We start from the raw sequence: 16721 nt of genomic DNA, 5'->3' as shown, positions 1-16721 counted from the left end.
GGCGTGTGACGCGGCAATGATTGCAACACCTTATGGGCTGCCGGCGGGCCAAGAGCCCGATGGCGCTACATGCACTGGAAGATCGCCAGAATGAACGCACTCATGTATGCACAGCAGGCAGCCACCCTGGGCTGGGGCTTTTATGGGCCGCTGATTGCAATGGTGGTGCTGATGATGCTGGCGGTACCGATCTGGGTCGTTATCGGCCTGGGCGCCAGCGCCATGCTCTACTTTACCGGCGTGTTGCCGCTGTCGTTGTTCGGTGAAGCCTTGTTCGACGGCATCAATTCGTTCGCACTCATCGCAATTCCGCTGTTCATCCTGACGGGCGATCTGCTGGTGCGCACGGGGTTGTCGACGAAACTGCTGGATCTCGCCGAGGCGACGGTAGGCGGGGCCCGCACAGGCCTTGGATCGGCCACGGTTCTGGGCGCGGGATTCTTCGCCTGTATTTCCGGATCGGACGCAGCCGATACCGCGGCGATCGGCCGGATAACACTGGACCGACTGGTCACACGTGGCTATCCGGAAGCCATGGCCTGCGCGCTGGTGGCAGCCGGCTCGTGTACCGGCGTGCTCATCCCACCGTCGATCTCATACATCATCATTGGGCTCATTCTGGGCCAGTCAGTGGCCACCCTCTTTCTCGCAGCCGCAGTGCCCGGTGTGGTCGTGCTCGTGACCATCCTCTTCACGAATGTGATGCTCAACCGCATCAACGGCTACGAGCATGAGAGTGCCAAGTTTTCCCTCAACCGTTGGCTGCGCGCCTTCTGGGCGGCTCGATACGGAGTGATGATTCCATTCATCATTCTGGGCGGCATCTACTCGGGTATATTCACGCCGACCGAGGCCGCCGCGGTGGCCGTAAGCGTGACCATCGCCGTCGGCTTTGGGCAAGGCACGCTGCATCTGCGCGATCTGCCGCGCATTCTTGAGAGTTCAGCGAAGGTGAACGGCGTCATCCTGCCGATCATCGCCATGTCGCTGCCACTGGCGCAAACTCTGGCCTCTCTGGACATACCGCAGACGTTCGTGGCCGGCATGACCGGTCTGAGCGACAACCCGACCGTGCTGATCCTGATCATGATCGGCATCCTGCTCGTGGCCGGCTGCGTGATGGAGACCACGCCGAATATCGTGATCCTCGCACCGTTGCTGCTACCGCTCGCTCGCAACATCGGTATGAACGATATTCATTTCTCTATCGTGATGATCACCGCGCTCGGTGTCGGCTTCATCACGCCGCCCTTCGGCTTGAATCTGTTTGTGGTATCCAGCCTGCGCGGAACACCCGTGATGAGCGTGGCGTGGTACGCCGTGCCATTCGTGTTTGCCATGCTGCTGGCCGTGCTGGTGATCGCGTTCATCCCGCAGCTGTCGCTGTGGGCATTCTGACCCATTGATTCCAGTATTCGCACCGCAAGTAAAAATATAATTGTAAGCGATTACACAAAGGAGTTTGAGTAATGAGCATTCGCTACCTGAAGAAAGCCTCGCGCACGTCATCCTCTGGCGAGAGCCAGACCCGCAGCACCGTCCTGGAGATGCTGGAAAAGCTGGAAAACGGCAGAGAGCAAGCGGCAATCACCTATGCCCGGGAACTCGACAAGTTCGAGGGCGACATTGTCGTGTCGCAGGATGAGATCGACGCGGCAGCCGAGCATGTGCCGCAGCAGCTGCGTGACGATATCCATTTTGCTTACGAGCGCATCGGCGGATTCGCACGTCAGCAGCGCGACAGCATCCGCGAGTTCGAGTCCGAGATCAGCCCCGGGCTGTTTGCCGGTCAGCGCCTGATCCCGATGCAGACCGTCGGCTGCTATGTGCCGGGCGGGCGCTATGCACACATCGCCTCGGCGTTGATGAGCGTGGCGACGGCGAAGATCGCCGGCGTGAAGAATGTGATCGCCTGCTCTCCGCCACGCGACGGCGGCGTTCATCCGGCCATCCTCTACGCCATGAAAGTCGCCGGCGCCGACCATGTACTGGCACTGGGCGGCGTACAGGGCGTGGCGGCCATGGCTTTTGGCCTGTTCACGGACAAGCCGGCGGATATGCTGGTGGGCCCCGGCAATCGCTTTGTCGCCGAGGCCAAGCGCCTGCTTTACGGGCGTGTTGGCATCGATCTGTTTGCCGGCCCGACCGAAATTGCCGTCATCGCGGACGAGCACGCAGATGCCGATATCGTCGCGGCCGATCTGGCCGGGCAAGCAGAGCACGGGCCGGATTCGCCCGCGTGGTTGTTCACGACGTCTGAAACGCTGGCCAAAAGCGTGATGGAACGCATGCCCGCTTGTATCGATGCGCTGCCGGAGACCCAGCGCAAGGCGGCGACGGCGGCCTGGCGCGATTACGGCGAAATCGTGGTCGGCGATACGCGTGAAGAGATCGCAAAGATCAGCGACGAATACGCGGCGGAGCATCTGGAAATCCAGGCAGCGGATCTTGATTGGTGGCGGGATAATCTGCAGAACTATGGCTCGCTGTTCCTCGGCGAGGAAACAACGGTCGCCTTCGGTGATAAATGCTCAGGCACCAACCATATCCTGCCGACCAAGGGTGCGGCGCGCTATACCGGCGGCTTGAGCGCGCACAAATTCATCAAGGTGGTGACTTATCAGCGCCAGGACAAAGCCGCCACGCACGACGTCGCCGCGGTAGCCGCTCGACTATCGCGCAGCGAAGGCATGGAAGGCCATGCCCGAACCGGCGACATCAGACTGCACAAGTATTTCCCGGGCGAGAGCTTCGACCTCGACGCGTCGCTGTGAGCGACGGTCTTTTCGACTTGTCGGGTCGATCAGCGCTGATAACCGGCGCGAGCTCCGGCATTGGGCGCGAGCTGGCTATTGCGCTGGCGGGCGCCGGTGCGCACGTGATCCTGGCCGCGCGACGCCGCGATCGGTTGGAGGAGGCCGCCGATCGTATCCAGCAATCGGGCGGCCGGGCGAGTGTGCTGGACATCGATCTCGACGATCTGGACGCTTTGCGCCTGGTCGCCGCGCGCTGTGCCGATCTGAATGCCGCGCCCGATATTCTGGTCAACGCCGCCGGCGTCAATCCGCGCCTGCCGGCAGCAGAGGTCGATGTGGACACCTGGCAGCGGACCCTGCATATCCATCTGACTGTCCCGTTTGTTTTGGCGCAGGCGCTCGTCGGCCGGATGCAGCGCCGCAGCTGGGGCCGGATCATCAATATTGCCTCGCTACAGTCGGTGCGTGCCTTTCCCAATGGCTTGCCTTACGGCACCGCCAAGGGCGGCGTGGTGCAGATGACGCGTGCCATGGCCGAAGCCTGGTCGCCGCACGGCATTAACTGCAATGCGATCGCGCCGGGATTCTTCCCAACCGAACTGACCGCGCCGGTGTTCGATGACTCAGCGCAGGCCCAGCGCAACGCCGAGCAGACGATGATCGGCCGCAATGGGCGTCTGGAGGATCTGCACGGCATCGCAATATTTCTCGCCGCAAGTGCGTCCGATTACATCACCGGCCAGACCGTTTTCGTCGACGGTGGGTTCACCGCAAAATAGCCGGAGAAACAGCAATGAAAGCGCTCGTCTATACCGCTCCTTTTGAAATGCAGTACCGGGATCAGGACGAACCCGGCCAACACGCGGGCGACGTGATTGTCGATGTGCAGGCAGCCGGTATCTGCGGTTCGGACATGCACGCGTTCCACGGCCACGACCCGCGGCGCAATCCGCCGTTGGTGCTGGGCCACGAAGTGGCGGGAATCTGCCAGACCGGCGTCCACGCAGGCCAGGCCGTGGCGATCAATCCGCTGATCAGCTGCGGCCAATGTGAATACTGCGGACAGGGGCGTTTCAATCTGTGTCCCGAGCGGACCATGATTGGCATGACACGACCGGGCGCATTCGCCGAGCATGTCACCATACCCGAGCGCAACCTGTTCGTGCTGCCGCCCCACATGAACCCGGTTCATGCAGCCCTGGCCGAGCCGACCGCCACTGCCGTGCACGCCCTGCATCTGGCCGCCCGCGCGGCTGTGAGACCATTGTCCGAGGCACGAACCGCCGTGATCGGTGGCGGCGCCATCGGCTTGATCAGTGCACTGCTGCTGCGCGCTTATGGTGCATCTGATCCGCTGATCTCCGAGCCGAATCCGCTGCGACAGACCACCGCTGCCAGGGCCGGCATGGATAATCTGCACGATCCAGGCAAAAGCACGTTGTCCGAGGGTCGCTTCGATCTGGTGGTCGATGCCGTTGGCTCGGCGGTCACACGCAGCGTTGCGATATCCGCTGTGCGCCCCGGCGGCGTCGTCTTGAGCATTGGGCTGCAGGCGTCAGGGGGCGAGCTGGATGCCCGTAAGCTCACTCTGGCCGAAATCAGCCTGCTCGGCTGCTATACCTACACGCCATCCGATTTTCAAGCTGCATTGTCCGCACTGGTGAATGGCGCGCTCGGCGGGCTGGAATGGGTGGAAACGCACCCCCTGTCCCAGGGCGCCCGGATGTTCGGTGAACTCGACGAGGGCCGCGTTGCCGCAGCCAAAGTCGTATTAATTCCATAGTCCAGCACGCAAGACCATATGCCACGCCAACCGATGTCCATCGGCGTCTCACCGCAGCTGCCTCATGACTGTCCGCAGCCACGAACCCGGCGCCGCGATCGTGTCCTTGTTATCTTGTCCTTGTTTAAGTCCAGATCGACGTGAACGCGCCGTATGCCGACGAGGCGCACGGCTCAAGCATCTCTGGCGCGGCCTGAGCCTCCATGGGTCATGTGATAATCCTGGATATGACCCGCCCCGCTCAATGTCGCTCTGCCTCGGGGCCGTACCCCACCCGCGACATAACCCACACGATGTTTAGGACGAGCAGGACAAAAACATCATGTCTGGGTATTTCGATCGGGGCACGGCGGCATACTTCGCCTCAGTCGGGCTCGCTATCAAGAAACGCAGCGACCTGATCGAACAACACATGCCGCCGATGCTCGAGCAGTGCGAAGTGGCTGGCATGGGCAATCTCGACGTAGCATTTTTCCTTTGTGCCCAATGCATCCAGCAGCGCCAGGCCGTCGGCCCGCGTGGCCGTGGTGTCGGCGCCACCGCGAATCACGAGGGTCGGCACCTGGATGCGAGCGGCTTCGTAGCGCGGCCGCCCGTTGAAGGCTGACCACAGATCGAGCAGCACGCCGTTGGGCGCACGTACGACATCGCCCGGTTCATCGGCCTGCATGGCTTCGAACCAGGCCCCCAGCACCGCCGGATCGCGCCAGGCATCGGCCCGGGCCGCGGTGATCTGGGCCGCCCAGCGGGCATCGGCCTGGGCCTGCGACTCGGTCCGATAGGCGCCGAGCCGGCGCAGCCGGTTGGGCTGACCCGGCTCCGAAAGCCCATCGACCCAGTCCGGGTTGGGCACGCCATAGACCGGAGCGAACAGCACCAGCCGGCGGACCGCCGAATCTCCGGCCGCGATGTGGCAGGCGGTGGTCATCGTGCCCCATGACCAGGCCACCACATCGACCGAAGCCACCCCGGCGCGACGCCGAATTTCGGCGATCGCGTCGGCGATGTCGCGGGCCGCATCCTCCGCCCGGCAGAACGGCGCACCGGCCTCGGGCGGCTCGGCCATGCAGTCCGGCCGGGTCGAGCCACCGTAACCCCGGACATCCAGCGCGTACGCGTCGTAACCATCGGCCACGGCCCGCCTCATCCAGCTGGCGCCGGGCACATCGAACATCACGCCGGGGTAGGTCGCACCGTGGACGAACAGCACGGCGCGACCGGCGTGGCCCGACCGCCCAGCCGCGGTCGCCTCGCGCAGACACACGGTAGCGCCTGGTTCGGCGCTGCTGGGGATATCGACACGCGTTGCAGTCATCGCGGGGCTCGTTCGTCCTGGGCGTCGCAATCAACAGCCTGGGCGCGCCTGGCGACGCTGTCGGCCACGAACGCGCCGCGCTCACCGATTGGCTTGTTGCCGCTGACCGTAATGTACTCGGGGGCCTGGAACGCGAGCCGGACATTGATCTCGCCGCCGACCCGCATGATGACAACGGTGCGGTAGAGCCAGGCCAATACCATGGCGCCAAGCGAGCCGCTGGTCGTCGAACAGGTGTTCGAGAGCCTCACATAGATCGAGAACGCCAGCGAACTCAGGATGCAGAACACGGTGTTGGCGGAAACGGCATGGCACACACGCAGGCGCCTGTTGTTCCAGACCATTACCGGCATGTCCGCGCCACGCTCCCGGCGATCCTCGCGGGCGGCCGGACTGGATGCGATGTCATGCGCGTTGCGGCGAAACACCATGGTTTTCGGTCGCGAAACCCCTCGGCCGAGTATACGCAATCGGCGGCACCCGCCATCCCGACGCGCTATTTGATCGATCGGCGGCCCTCTACCGGGCGCGAGGCGCGCGGCGCGTCGTCATCCCAGGTCAAATCGCGGTACCGGGCGACGTCGTCACCGAAAAACGGGTATTTGATGATGTCGAAATACGGCGAATAATCGAAATCGCGCGGCGTGATCAGGCGCCCATTGCGGCGCACGAAGATCATCTCGCCGTGTTCGCCGCGATGAATGGTCGGCAGGATCGGATAATGCACGCTGGCAAATGCGTTGGCCAGCAGCGTCGAACAAATCGCGCGGATCATGTCGCCGTGACCGGCCTCGAACAGAGTCGACCGCCAATGCCTCGGCAACACGCCATAGGGCAGGAAGAAACGCAGCAGGTCGAAGATTTGCCGCGTGTCGTAGGGCGTGCCATAGCGCGCACAGGCATAGGCCGTCACGGCCGCGCGATCGGACGCGGGCATGTCGCGCGGGCGACAAATGCGCAAATGCTCGCCCCGATAACGGTCCAGCGGCGATACGCGCACCCCGTCGCCCATCTCGGCCTCGAGCAGCACCTGGGTGTCGGCGGGCCAGCCGGCATTCGCGATGGCGCGGCGCACGCCGGTATCAACCACCGCGTCGGCGCGACCGATGTACAGCGCCGCATGACTCCAGGAGCTGAGCGTTACGGTCTGGATCACGCCGGCCACGCGGCTCCGCCCGGCGACCAGCACCACATCGGCCGGGCGCAGGTGCTCGCTCAAACGCTGGAAATCGGTGCGCGGCGCCGACCGGGGCTGCACATCGGTCGCCAGCCAACGGCTCACCCAGCGCGCCAGCCGTGCGCGCCAACCCGGGCCCTTGTTCTGTCCCGCCGCCTCGCTCATGTCGCCAGTTTAGCGCGGACGCGCCGGCGCCACGACTGGACGATCGGACGAGGCGCGCCGCCCCGGAACGCGCAATGCGACCGCACGGTAGCCTCATGAAAGCGTATTTGACTGCACAATCGGCACGATTTTCCGAATTTTCGTCGACGTTTAGAAAGTCTTTATTTATTAATGTATGATGCGCTTCGCGCGGCAGCCCGACCCGGGCCGCCGCCGACATCCACACACTCGACGATGTCGATCGCGCCCCCGCCGCCGGGGCGGCGCTGATCCTTCGTCGCCGACAATTAAGAGAGACCCGGTGGCCCGGCCACGCACGATCGAACGCTCCAGCCTGATACTCAGCCTGCTCGCCGTAGGCGTGGGGATTGCTGCGGGCTATGGTGCCGGCGCGTTTCGCGCGCTGATCGGCCTGTTCCACAATCTCGCCTTCGCCGGCCAGTTTTCCTTCGCCTACGATGCGAACCAGCACACCGCGGCCAGCCCCTGGGGCCCGTGGATCATCGCGGTACCGATGATCGGCGCGTTGATCGTGACCTGGCTGGTGAAAACCTTCGCGCCCGAAGCCAAGGGCCACGGCGTCCCGGAAGTCATCGACGCCATCTATTACAAGGGCGGTATCATTCGGCCGGTGGTGGCGGCCACCAAGGCGCTGGCGTCATCGATCTCGATCGCCACCGGTGGCGCGGTCGGCCGTGAGGGGCCGATCATCCAGATCGGCTCGGCGCTCGGCTCCACCGTCGGCCAGCTGGCGCTGCTGCGCGAATGGCAGCGTAATACGCTGATTGCCTCGGGCGCGGCCGCCGGCATCACCGCCACCTTCAACGCGCCGCTGGGCGGCGTGCTGTTCGCGATCGAAATCATCCTGCCGGAGACCTCGGGCCGTACGCTGATCCCGGTGCTGCTATCGACGGGCTCCGCCGCCTTCGTCGGCCAGAGCCTGTTCGGCACCAATCCCTCGTTCAATATTCCGGCGCTCGGCAACGACGGCCTGGTGCTCAATTCGCCCCAGCTGCTGGTCGTCTACGTCATCTTCGGCGTGCTGCTGGGCCTGGCCGCCTGGCTGTTCACGCGCAGCATCTATTGGTTCGAGGAAGGCTTCGAGAAGCTGCCGGTGAACGACTACGTCCGTCATGTCGCCGGCATGGGCGTCGTCGGCGTGATGATGTACGTATTCCTGATCTATGGCGGGCATTACTACGTCGAAGGCGTCGGCTACGCCACGATCCAGAACATCCTGGAAGACGTGCTCACCAATCCCTGGCTACTGCTGCTTCTGTTCGCGGCCAAACTGCTGTCCACCTCGCTCACCCTCGGCTCCGGGGCCTCGGGCGGCGTGTTCTCGCCCGCGCTGTATCTCGGCGCCACGCTCGGCGGCGCGTTTGCCGTGGCCATGCAGCATGTCGCGCCCGGCTTCCATCTGGATGTGGCGACCATGGCCGTGCTCGGCATGGCCGGCGTGGTGGCGGGCTCGACCGGCGCCGCACTCACCGCGCTGGTGATCATCTTCGAAATGACGCGCGATTATCACGTGATCATTCCCATGGTGATCATCGTGTCCATCGCCTATGGCGTGCGCCAGTTCCTGATGGCCGACACCATCTATACCTTCAAACTGACGCGCCGCAACCACCCAGTGCCCGGCTCGCTGGAAACCAACCTGTTCATGCTGCGCAAGGCCTCGGATTTCTACGATCCGCGGGTCGTGCGCGTGGGCAGCACGCGCGGCATGGCCGAGGTCCGGCGGCGTTTCCGGCGCTTCGGACGACAGCACCCCAATGTGCTGGTGCTCGACGCCGAGCAGAACATTCAGGCGATCTTCTCCTCGCGGCGCCACTATCGGCTCAAGGGCCGCGGCGGCATCGGCATCCGCAGCTGGGTCGACGAGCACATGGAAACCGACTACATCGTGGTCGGCGCCGAGGACATGATCTTCGATATCGTCGGCCGACTGCGTGCGGCCAACTGCGAAGTGGCGCTGGTCACCAGGGACGGCAACATGACCCATCCGCGCGAGGTTCAGGGCGTGCTGACGCTGTCCGACGTGGCGCGCTCCTCGCGTCTGGCCCGCCAGATGGAGCGCCGGCGCAAGCCCCGCCCCACACTCAAGCCCAACCGCGGCGACAAGACACAGCCCGCGCTCCGGGCCGAACCGGTGGCCGAAGACGACGCTTAGCCGATGACCGGTCTACTACGGCATGTATAGGGCCCGCGCTGACAGCAATATACGGGCCGACAGCCGTGCCAAGCCGGCCACGATGCCGGATTGATGCATAGGCCCGGCGCCGCCCGGTGTTGTGACCCGACCGCGCCAGGGGCTAGATTGCAGGCTGGATTCATCGCTTGCTTGTCATGACGCAGACCGTTCTGATCTTCTCCGACAGCCTGCCCGAAGACCAGAAGAGCCGGCTGGCCGAACGCTACCAGCTGGCCGACTTTTCCGACTACGAGGACCCGGCGGCCGCGCCCGGATTCGACGATGCGCTGGCCACCGCCGGCGGCGCCATCGGCGTGAACATGCGCTGGCCCGCCGCGACCATCCATCAGGCGCGCCGGCTCAAGGTGCTCTCCAGCGTGTCTGTCGGGGTCGACAAATACGACGTCGACGCGCTATCGAACCAGGGTATCGCGCTGGGGCATACGCCGGACGTACTCACCGACACCACCGCCGACACGGCGATGACACTCATCCTGGCCACCGCGCGCCGCGTGGTCGAGCTGGCCGAGTGGGTCCGCGCCGGGCAATGGACGGCGCCGATCGGGCGCGATCAGTTCGGTGTCAATGTGCACCACAAGCGTCTCGGCATCGTCGGCATGGGCCGTATTGGCCAGGCCATTGCCCGGCGTGCCGCCTTCGGTTTCGAGATGGACGTGGTCTACAGCAACCGCTCGCGCAAGCCCGAGGCCGAGGCTGAAATCGGCCTGCGCTACGTCGAATTCGAGGACCTCCTGGCGAACTCGGACTTCGTCTGCGCCGTCGTACCGGGCAGCGACGAAACCCATCATATGTTCGACGAAAAAGCCTTCGAACGCATGGCGCCGCACGCGATCTTCATCAACATCGCCCGTGGCTCGGTGGTGGATGAAAACGCGCTGGTCGCGGCACTCGACGCCGGCGGCATCCGCGCGGCCGGCCTGGACGTGTTTCAGGACGAACCGGCCGGCCCCGGCCATCCGCTGATCGGCCGCAACGATGTCGTCGCCCTGCCCCACATCGGCTCCGCGACCGCCGAAACGCGACACGCCATGGCGCGGCTGGCGGTGGACAACCTCATCGCTGGCCTCGAAGGCGAGACCATGCCGAGCTGCTATAACACGGCCGATCTCGGGCGCTGATCGGCCACCACGCGGCCCGCCAATCGTTGCGGCCTTAGCGCTTCGTTCCCGAAGGCTTTCATCCACGGATTGACACCGATTCAAACAGATTGAAGACAAGGAATGACGGCGCTACGGGTTTCCACGCACGATCAGCACTGCCGTCCGATCTGTGTCGATCTGCGGACAAAAAGAGCCCGGGATAAAGCTCCGAGACGCACCATGCCACCGCGAGACAACTGCCCTGCGAGCGCTTCGGTCCGGAAGTCATGGGTCCGCAGATCGACGCAGATTCACGCAGATGAAGACGGAGAATCACGGCGCCGGCTGTTCGCGTGCAGCCAATAAATACACTGCTCCCTATCGATACAGTTTTTGCGACCTGCCCAGCTTCATCTCGCGACACCAAGGCCGGGGAAGGCCGAGCCGCCTGCACAGCGCCTTCGTCCCCGATCAGTGCAGCCTTCTAATCTGCGTTAATCGGTGTGAATCTGTGGATAAAAAAGGCTCTTCGCGTATTTGCGGGATCGAGGCGAGCCGGATGCTGGCCTCGATAGTTATTAACCCGGCACAAAAATAGATGATTTTTCGGGTTAATAGCGCGCGTATGCGACCGCATGCTCGCCGCGGCCATCGGCCGCGAAGCCTTTGAAAACAAAAGACGGACAGGCGCCGGCTTTTATTTTTGAAGGCGTTAAAAACAGCTGATGAAGTCAGCTGTTTTGATGCCGGATTAATAGATGGGCCGCGATGCAACGGTTTACGGAATACGCCAAGCTCTGATATGCCGTGTCTGTATTTCAGTCCCGTTGTGCGGCGACGGCGAGGCGTAGTGTCGGCGGGTGTCCGGCGCACGGCGCCGGTGCGTCCAGCCTGTTTGAGCATCGCCAAAGCGATGTGAGTTCTGGGCGCATCCCGCCGACACTACGCCTCGACGTGAACCGGCGAAGCCGGCGCCGTGCCGGGTGCTTTTCTCTTGGTTACTTCTCTTGCGCAAACAAGAGAAGTGACTCGCGCTGCAGCGCGAAACCGGAGATCGGCGAAGACGCCCGGGGCGGGGCTTTCCGAGCGCCTGTTCGGCGTTGCCAGCCCAGTGCACTGCTGACTCATAGCTACACCTGCTTGAACGCTCGGGCCCCGCAGGGCGCAATGGCCGCCGTAATCCGCGAAGAACCTAAAAAAAGAACCCCGGAGAAACCTCCGAGGCTCGCCAGGTAGAGCGCGAAACGCTAGCTCGCCAGCGCCGCCAGACCACCTCGCTGACCGGTTTCGTCGGCCTCGCGCGAGAGGTTGATGGCGCTGATGATGGCCTTCATCGAGGCCGACAGCGTATCGGCATCTTCGGCCACGGCCGGGATACGGATGGTGCCGGCCTTGAGCTGGACGAAGGCGATCGCGTTCGCGTCCGAGCCCGAGGTCAGCGCATGTTCAGCGTAGTCGGCGATGGCGACATCGTCGCCCGTGTAGTCGTTCCAGGCATGCACGAAGGCCGACAACGGACCGTTGCCCGCGCCGTCGATCGTGAACTGGCGACCCGCCTGCGCCAGGGTGACCGACACCTTCTGGCCTTCACCGACACGGCGTACGCTGTAGTCCACCAGGGACACCGGATGCTGGCGATCGAAATGTTCGAACAGCAGGCGACGAATCGCGGCCGAGCCCAGTTCGCCGGTGACTTTTTCGCTCTCGCGCTGCACGTGCGGGGCCAGCGCCAGCATCATCCAGCGCGGCAGGTTGATGCCGTAGTCGCGCTCGAGCAGGAAGGCCATACCGCCCTTGCCCGACTGGCTGTTCACACGGATCACAGCCTGGTAGTCGCGACCGATGTCGCGCGGGTCGATCGGCAGATACGCCACCTGCCAGGGCTCGTCGTCGCCCTGTTTGCGCAGCGACTTGCGGATCGCATCCTGATGGCTGCCGGAGAAGGCGGTATAGACCAGCTCGCCCACCCAGGGATGGCGCGGATGCAGGGGGATGCCGGTGCACTCGTGCACGACCTTGATGATCTCGTCCGGGTTGGACAGATCCAGCTCCGGATCCACGCCCATGCCGTAGAGATTCATCGCCAGGACCACGATATCCATGTTGCCGGTCCGCTCGCCGTTGCCCAGCAGGCAACCCTCGACGCGCTCCGCGCCCGCCAGCATCGCCAGCTCGGCCGCGGCCAGCGCGCCGCCGCGATCGTTGTGCGTGTGCACGGATACGATCACCGAATCGCGGCCCCTGATGTGCTGGCAGAAATACTCGATCTGGTCGGCATGATGATGCGGGCCGACCTGCTCCACCGTGTTCGGCAGATTGAAGATGATCCGGTCCTCGGGCGTGGGCTGCCAGACATCCATCACCGCCTCGCAGATGCGCACCGAGAAATCGACCTCGGTCTGCGAGAAGCTCTCCGGCGAGTATTCCAGCCGCCAGTGCACGCCGGGGCGCGCCTCCGCATTGGCCTTGACGCGCTTCGCACCCGCCACGGCGATATCGATGATGCCGTCCTGATCCATCTCGAACACGCGCTCGCGCTGGATGGTCGAGGTGGAGTTGTAGAGATGGATGATCGCCTTGGACACACCTTCCAGCGACTCGAAGGTCTTGTCGATCAGGTGGTCGCGACACTGGGTGAGCGCGGCGATGGTGACATCCTCGGGAATCTGGTCTTCATCGATCAGCCAGCGCACGAAGTCGTAGTCCGGCTGGCTGGCCGAGGGAAAGCCGACCATGATTTCCTTGACGCCGATATCCACCAGCAGCTTCCACAGCTTCTGTTTCTGCTCGACCGTCATCGGCTCGAGCAGCGCCTGATTGCCGTCGCGGAGATCCTCGCTCACCCAGATCGGCGCGCGGGTGATCTCGCGCTCGGGCCAGGTGCGATCGAAACCGGTCACGCGCGGCGCCGGCTTGTATTTGCGATGGTCGAATCGGGACATGACGAAACTCCTGACGAATACGAACGCCGGCAACCGCCGACGATGACTTCATGATACGCGCCCAGCCGCGGCAGATGATTGCCAACTATGGCGCGCGCATACCGGTTAAAGGTAGATTATTCCCAGATCGGACACTGATATAGAATAAAATTGCGCCGCCATGGCCGATAACCGAAACAGCGAATTCCCCGACCGCTTCGACCGCCGGATCCTGGAAATTCTTCAGACCGAGGGCCGGATCAGCAATCAGGCCCTAGCGGAACGCGTGAATCTGTCGCCCTCGCCCTGCCTGCGGCGGGTGCGTGCACTGGAAGCGGCCGGGCTGGTCACCGGCTATCGCGCCACGGTCGACGATCGCAAGCTCGGCTACGGCCTCAACGTGGTGCTGATGATCCGCATGGACCAACACACGCCGGAGCGCTTCGAGGAATTCGAGACCCGCATCGCCGAGCTGCCCGAGGTCCAGGAATGCCTGTTGATTACCGGCCAGGAAGCCGAGTATCTGCTGCGTATCGCAGCGGTCGACATGGACGATTATCAGCGCCTGCTGCTGCAGCACATCACACGCATACCGGGCGTGTCCGGCGTCCATTCAAGCTTCGTGCTGCGCCGGGTGTTGCAGGATCGTGCATTGCCGCCACGCCCGGCCACCTGAGGCCGGGGCTCGTCAGCCGCGGTTCATGCATTGCCATGCCTAATTCGGGCATCATGCCCTGCGCGTTACCATCCGGGCCGAGAGCCAGATGACTCAACAAAGGTACGCCATGAAACAGATTACATTCGGCTTGCTGCTCATCGTCGCCGCCACCTTCGGGCTGGCCGGCTGCAACACGATGGCGGGCTTCGGCCACGACATGAAGGACGCGGGGCAAAGCATTCAACATAGCGCCGAGAAGCACAAGCCCAGCGGCGATCAATAAGCCGCACGACACGCCCGGCGGATAGGACCGAACGCCGCCTACCGGCGGTCTTCTGCGTTCAGGAGCGGGAGAAGGTCAGGCCATCGAGTAACGACGTCAGGCGCTTGAAGGCTGTCTTTTTCGTCATCGGCGGAGTGGGATTGCCGGGATAGACGCCAGGATTCGTGCCATCCACGATCAGATCGATGGCGTAGCAATGGCCATGCGCGACGCCGCGATAGGCGTGCCGCATCAGGTAATGGTTCATGCCCGCATCGCCGGTGTCGCGGCGCTTGAACGCCACGCCGTCAATCACGACTCGTGAAACCGCGCCCGCGTTGCCGTCGTCGGGCAGCGCGCAATGGTGCAACGCCCGGCTCGCGTCGCTGACGCCGAGCCGCAGCTCGCCCGTGGTGAGCTTGTTCGATTGCGGCAGCGTCAGCGTCAGCAAGCCCTGCCCGGACACGGCATGGGCGGCATCCGGATTCCAGCGCTGCTGAAGGAAATAACCACTGGCGAATCCGTGGCGAACCTTGAGCGTGGCCGGATAAACCATCGTCACGTCATACCGCGCGCTGTCGAAGCGTGCCGCGCCCGGGCCGGTCTTCGCCGGCGCATGCGCACATCCAGCCAACCCCGTCAGCACGACGCCGGCCAGCAGGCCGGCTATTGCCCTCCGCAGTTTTTTCACGGCTCGCTCCTGTTCCAACCGGACCGGCATGGGTAAGCATGCGCCCCCGTCTTTCTGTATACTACACAATATTTCCTGCCACTCTTTCCCGCTCGGAGTCTCATGACCCAGGTCGAGGCCATGTTCGAGCGCTACGGGCCGAAATACCGCTTGTACGTCACCCTCACGGTGCTGCTCGGCCTCGTTGCGCTCGGCATGTCGATCACGATCGTCAATGTCGCCACGCCCTACATCAAGGGGGCGTTCGGCATGAGCGCGTCGCAGGTGCAATGGTTGTCGACCGGATTTCTGGCGGCAACGACGGTCACCCTGCTGATCTCGCCGTGGCTGATGGCGGCATTCGGCCAGCGCAAGACCTATGTCGGCCTGCTGCTGGTATTCATCGCCGCATCGTTCATGGGTGGCTGGGCCACCGGCATGAGCATGATCATCGCCGCCCGCGTGATCCAGGGCGCAATGACCGGCGTGATCCGGCCGGTCGCGCTGGAAGCCCTGTTCGCGGTCTACCCGCCGGAAAAACGCGGGCTGGCCACCGCGATCTACGGCATGAGCCTGGGTCTGCCGTTGACGCTGGCCAGCGTGGTCGGCGGCTATCTGGTCGATCACTTCAACTGGCGCTATGTGTTCTTCGTCGTGCTGCCGGTGTGTGGGGCCGCGATCCTGATGGGGTTGATCTTTCTGCCCGATCGCGAAGGGAGTGGACGCAAGCCCAAGCTGGACTGGATCGGCGCCACGGTACTGTTCATCGCCATCTTCTCCGCACTGGCCGCCATCGCCAATGGCCAGCGCTGGGGCTGGGGCGATGCCACGATCCATTGGCTGGAGGCGATCGCGATCGTCGGCACGGTGTTCTTCGTGTGGTGGGAGCCGCGCCAGGAACGCCCGATTCTCGATCTGGATATCTTCAAGACACGCGAATTCCTGGCCGGTTCGATCGTGCTGTTCCTGTTCGGCGGCGCCTTCTATGGTGTGATGTATCTGCTGCCGCAATTCATGGACGCGATTCTGAGCTACAGCCCGATCACTTCGGGCGAGCTGTTCGTGCCCTCGACCTTCGTGCTGGCCGTGCTGGTGCCACTGGTGGGGCGGTTCAGCGACCGGATCCCCACGCACTGGATCACCGTGCCCGCGCTCACTATCACGGCCTTCGCCACCTGGCGCTTCGCCCAGTCCGACTGGAACACCTCGTATTTCTATCTGAGCCTGTCGATGGCGCTGGTTGCCACCGGCATGGCCACCGTGCCGCCGCCGACGCTGTCGCGCTCGATCGGCTCGCTACCGCCGCGGCTGATCGGCTACGGCTCCGGTGCCATCAATTTCGCGCTGCAACTCGGCGGCGCGTTCGGCACCGTCGCCCTGGTGGCGATGATCGACCGTCGCACCGCCCTGCACAGCGCCCAGCTGACCCATCAGGGCCTCACACCGGGCAACCCGATGGCCATGGAAGCCATGCGCCAGTACGGCGAAATCGCCCATCGCACCGGCACATCGGACGTCTACCGCCAGGCCGCCGCCAGCGACATGCTGTCCCGGGTCGATGCCACCTGGGCGACCATCTATGCCTATCAGGATTGTTTTCTCATGGTCGCCGTCGCGCTGGCGGCGGTGATCGTGCCGTCCTATCTGCTGTCCCGCTGGGGACAGCAGCGGGCCGCCGCCCGGGCCGAATAACCGTTTCCGACACGACACAACCACG

At 63.9% G+C, this 16721-nt stretch carries 14 protein-coding genes; 9 read left to right on the top strand and 5 right to left on the bottom strand.

Annotated features, from left to right (window positions below):
- The first annotated feature begins 90 nt into the window (after nt 1–90).
- The 4 genes from ACS8Y6_RS08800 (at nt 91) to ACS8Y6_RS08785 (ending at nt 4539) form a co-directional block, all read left to right on the top strand.
- Entirely contained in the window at nt 91–1398 is a 1308-nt protein-coding gene (locus ACS8Y6_RS08800; protein WP_440855407.1) for a TRAP transporter large permease, read from the top strand.
- Between the two features lie 71 nt (nt 1399–1469).
- A complete protein-coding gene (gene hisD / locus ACS8Y6_RS08795; RefSeq protein ID WP_440849236.1) occupies nt 1470–2774 on the top strand; it encodes a histidinol dehydrogenase in 1305 nt (434 codons plus the stop codon).
- Nucleotides 2771–3535 carry an SDR family NAD(P)-dependent oxidoreductase gene (locus ACS8Y6_RS08790; RefSeq protein WP_440849237.1) on the top strand — a complete coding sequence of 255 codons (765 nt, stop codon included), beginning with the start codon at nt 2771–2773 and terminating at the stop codon, nt 3533–3535. The genes hisD and ACS8Y6_RS08790 overlap by 4 nt, the downstream gene beginning before the upstream one ends.
- Before the next feature lie 14 nt (nt 3536–3549).
- Nucleotides 3550–4539 carry an alcohol dehydrogenase catalytic domain-containing protein gene (locus tag ACS8Y6_RS08785; protein ID WP_440849238.1) on the top strand — a complete coding sequence of 330 codons (990 nt, stop codon included), beginning with the start codon at nt 3550–3552 and terminating at the stop codon, nt 4537–4539.
- A gap of 364 nt (nt 4540–4903) precedes the next feature.
- On the opposite strand, the gene ACS8Y6_RS08780 is transcribed toward ACS8Y6_RS08785, so the two are convergent.
- The 3 genes from ACS8Y6_RS08780 to ACS8Y6_RS08770 all read right to left on the bottom strand — a co-directional run bounded on the left by ACS8Y6_RS08780 (nt 4904) and on the right by ACS8Y6_RS08770 (nt 7196).
- The gene (locus tag ACS8Y6_RS08780) at nt 4904–5854 is read right to left on the bottom strand and encodes an alpha/beta fold hydrolase (RefSeq protein WP_440855406.1); all 951 of its coding nucleotides are present in this window, start codon (nt 5852–5854) and stop codon (nt 4904–4906) included.
- Entirely contained in the window at nt 5851–6285 is a 435-nt protein-coding gene (locus tag ACS8Y6_RS08775; protein WP_440849240.1) for a hypothetical protein, read from the bottom strand. The genes ACS8Y6_RS08780 and ACS8Y6_RS08775 overlap by 4 nt, the downstream gene beginning before the upstream one ends.
- Before the next feature lie 65 nt (nt 6286–6350).
- The gene (locus ACS8Y6_RS08770; protein ID WP_440849241.1) at nt 6351–7196 is read right to left on the bottom strand and encodes a YiiX/YebB-like N1pC/P60 family cysteine hydrolase; all 846 of its coding nucleotides are present in this window, start codon (nt 7194–7196) and stop codon (nt 6351–6353) included.
- A 301-nt stretch (nt 7197–7497) separates the two neighbouring features.
- Here ACS8Y6_RS08770 and ACS8Y6_RS08765 point away from each other — a divergent pair, with 301 nt between their 5' ends.
- Nucleotides 7498–9372, top strand: coding sequence for a chloride channel protein (locus ACS8Y6_RS08765; protein WP_440849242.1), 1875 nt, complete (start codon nt 7498–7500; stop codon nt 9370–9372).
- A gap of 176 nt (nt 9373–9548) precedes the next feature.
- The gene (locus tag ACS8Y6_RS08760; protein ID WP_440849243.1) at nt 9549–10532 is read left to right on the top strand and encodes a 2-hydroxyacid dehydrogenase; all 984 of its coding nucleotides are present in this window, start codon (nt 9549–9551) and stop codon (nt 10530–10532) included.
- A gap of 1208 nt (nt 10533–11740) precedes the next feature.
- On the opposite strand, the gene ACS8Y6_RS08755 is transcribed toward ACS8Y6_RS08760, so the two are convergent.
- Nucleotides 11741–13435: a 2-isopropylmalate synthase gene (locus ACS8Y6_RS08755; protein WP_440849244.1), complete on the bottom strand. Its 1695-nt coding sequence runs from the start codon at nt 13433–13435 to the stop codon at nt 11741–11743.
- A gap of 160 nt (nt 13436–13595) precedes the next feature.
- On the opposite strand from ACS8Y6_RS08755, the gene ACS8Y6_RS08750 reads away from it, so the two are divergent.
- Both ACS8Y6_RS08750 and ACS8Y6_RS08745 read left to right on the top strand, forming a co-directional pair.
- Nucleotides 13596–14090: an Lrp/AsnC family transcriptional regulator gene (locus ACS8Y6_RS08750; protein ID WP_440849245.1), complete on the top strand. Its 495-nt coding sequence runs from the start codon at nt 13596–13598 to the stop codon at nt 14088–14090.
- A gap of 109 nt (nt 14091–14199) precedes the next feature.
- A complete protein-coding gene (locus ACS8Y6_RS08745) occupies nt 14200–14355 on the top strand; it encodes an entericidin A/B family lipoprotein (RefSeq protein WP_109992946.1) in 156 nt (51 codons plus the stop codon).
- 58 nt (nt 14356–14413) lie between these two features.
- Here the strand turns inward: ACS8Y6_RS08745 and ACS8Y6_RS08740 are convergent, their stop codons facing one another.
- Nucleotides 14414–15025, bottom strand: coding sequence for a hypothetical protein (locus ACS8Y6_RS08740; protein ID WP_440849246.1), 612 nt, complete (start codon nt 15023–15025; stop codon nt 14414–14416).
- A gap of 102 nt (nt 15026–15127) precedes the next feature.
- On the opposite strand from ACS8Y6_RS08740, the gene ACS8Y6_RS08735 reads away from it, so the two are divergent.
- Entirely contained in the window at nt 15128–16696 is a 1569-nt protein-coding gene (locus ACS8Y6_RS08735; RefSeq protein ID WP_440849247.1) for a DHA2 family efflux MFS transporter permease subunit, read from the top strand.
- Nucleotides 16697–16721 lie beyond the last annotated feature (25 nt).

Origin of the sequence: Salinisphaera sp. RV14, assembly GCF_052044135.1 — a bacterium.
Lineage (GTDB): Bacteria > Pseudomonadota > Gammaproteobacteria > Nevskiales > Salinisphaeraceae > Salinisphaera.
The sequence above is the reverse complement of the archived record's forward strand: the minus strand, read 5'-3'. Positions and strand labels throughout refer to the sequence as shown.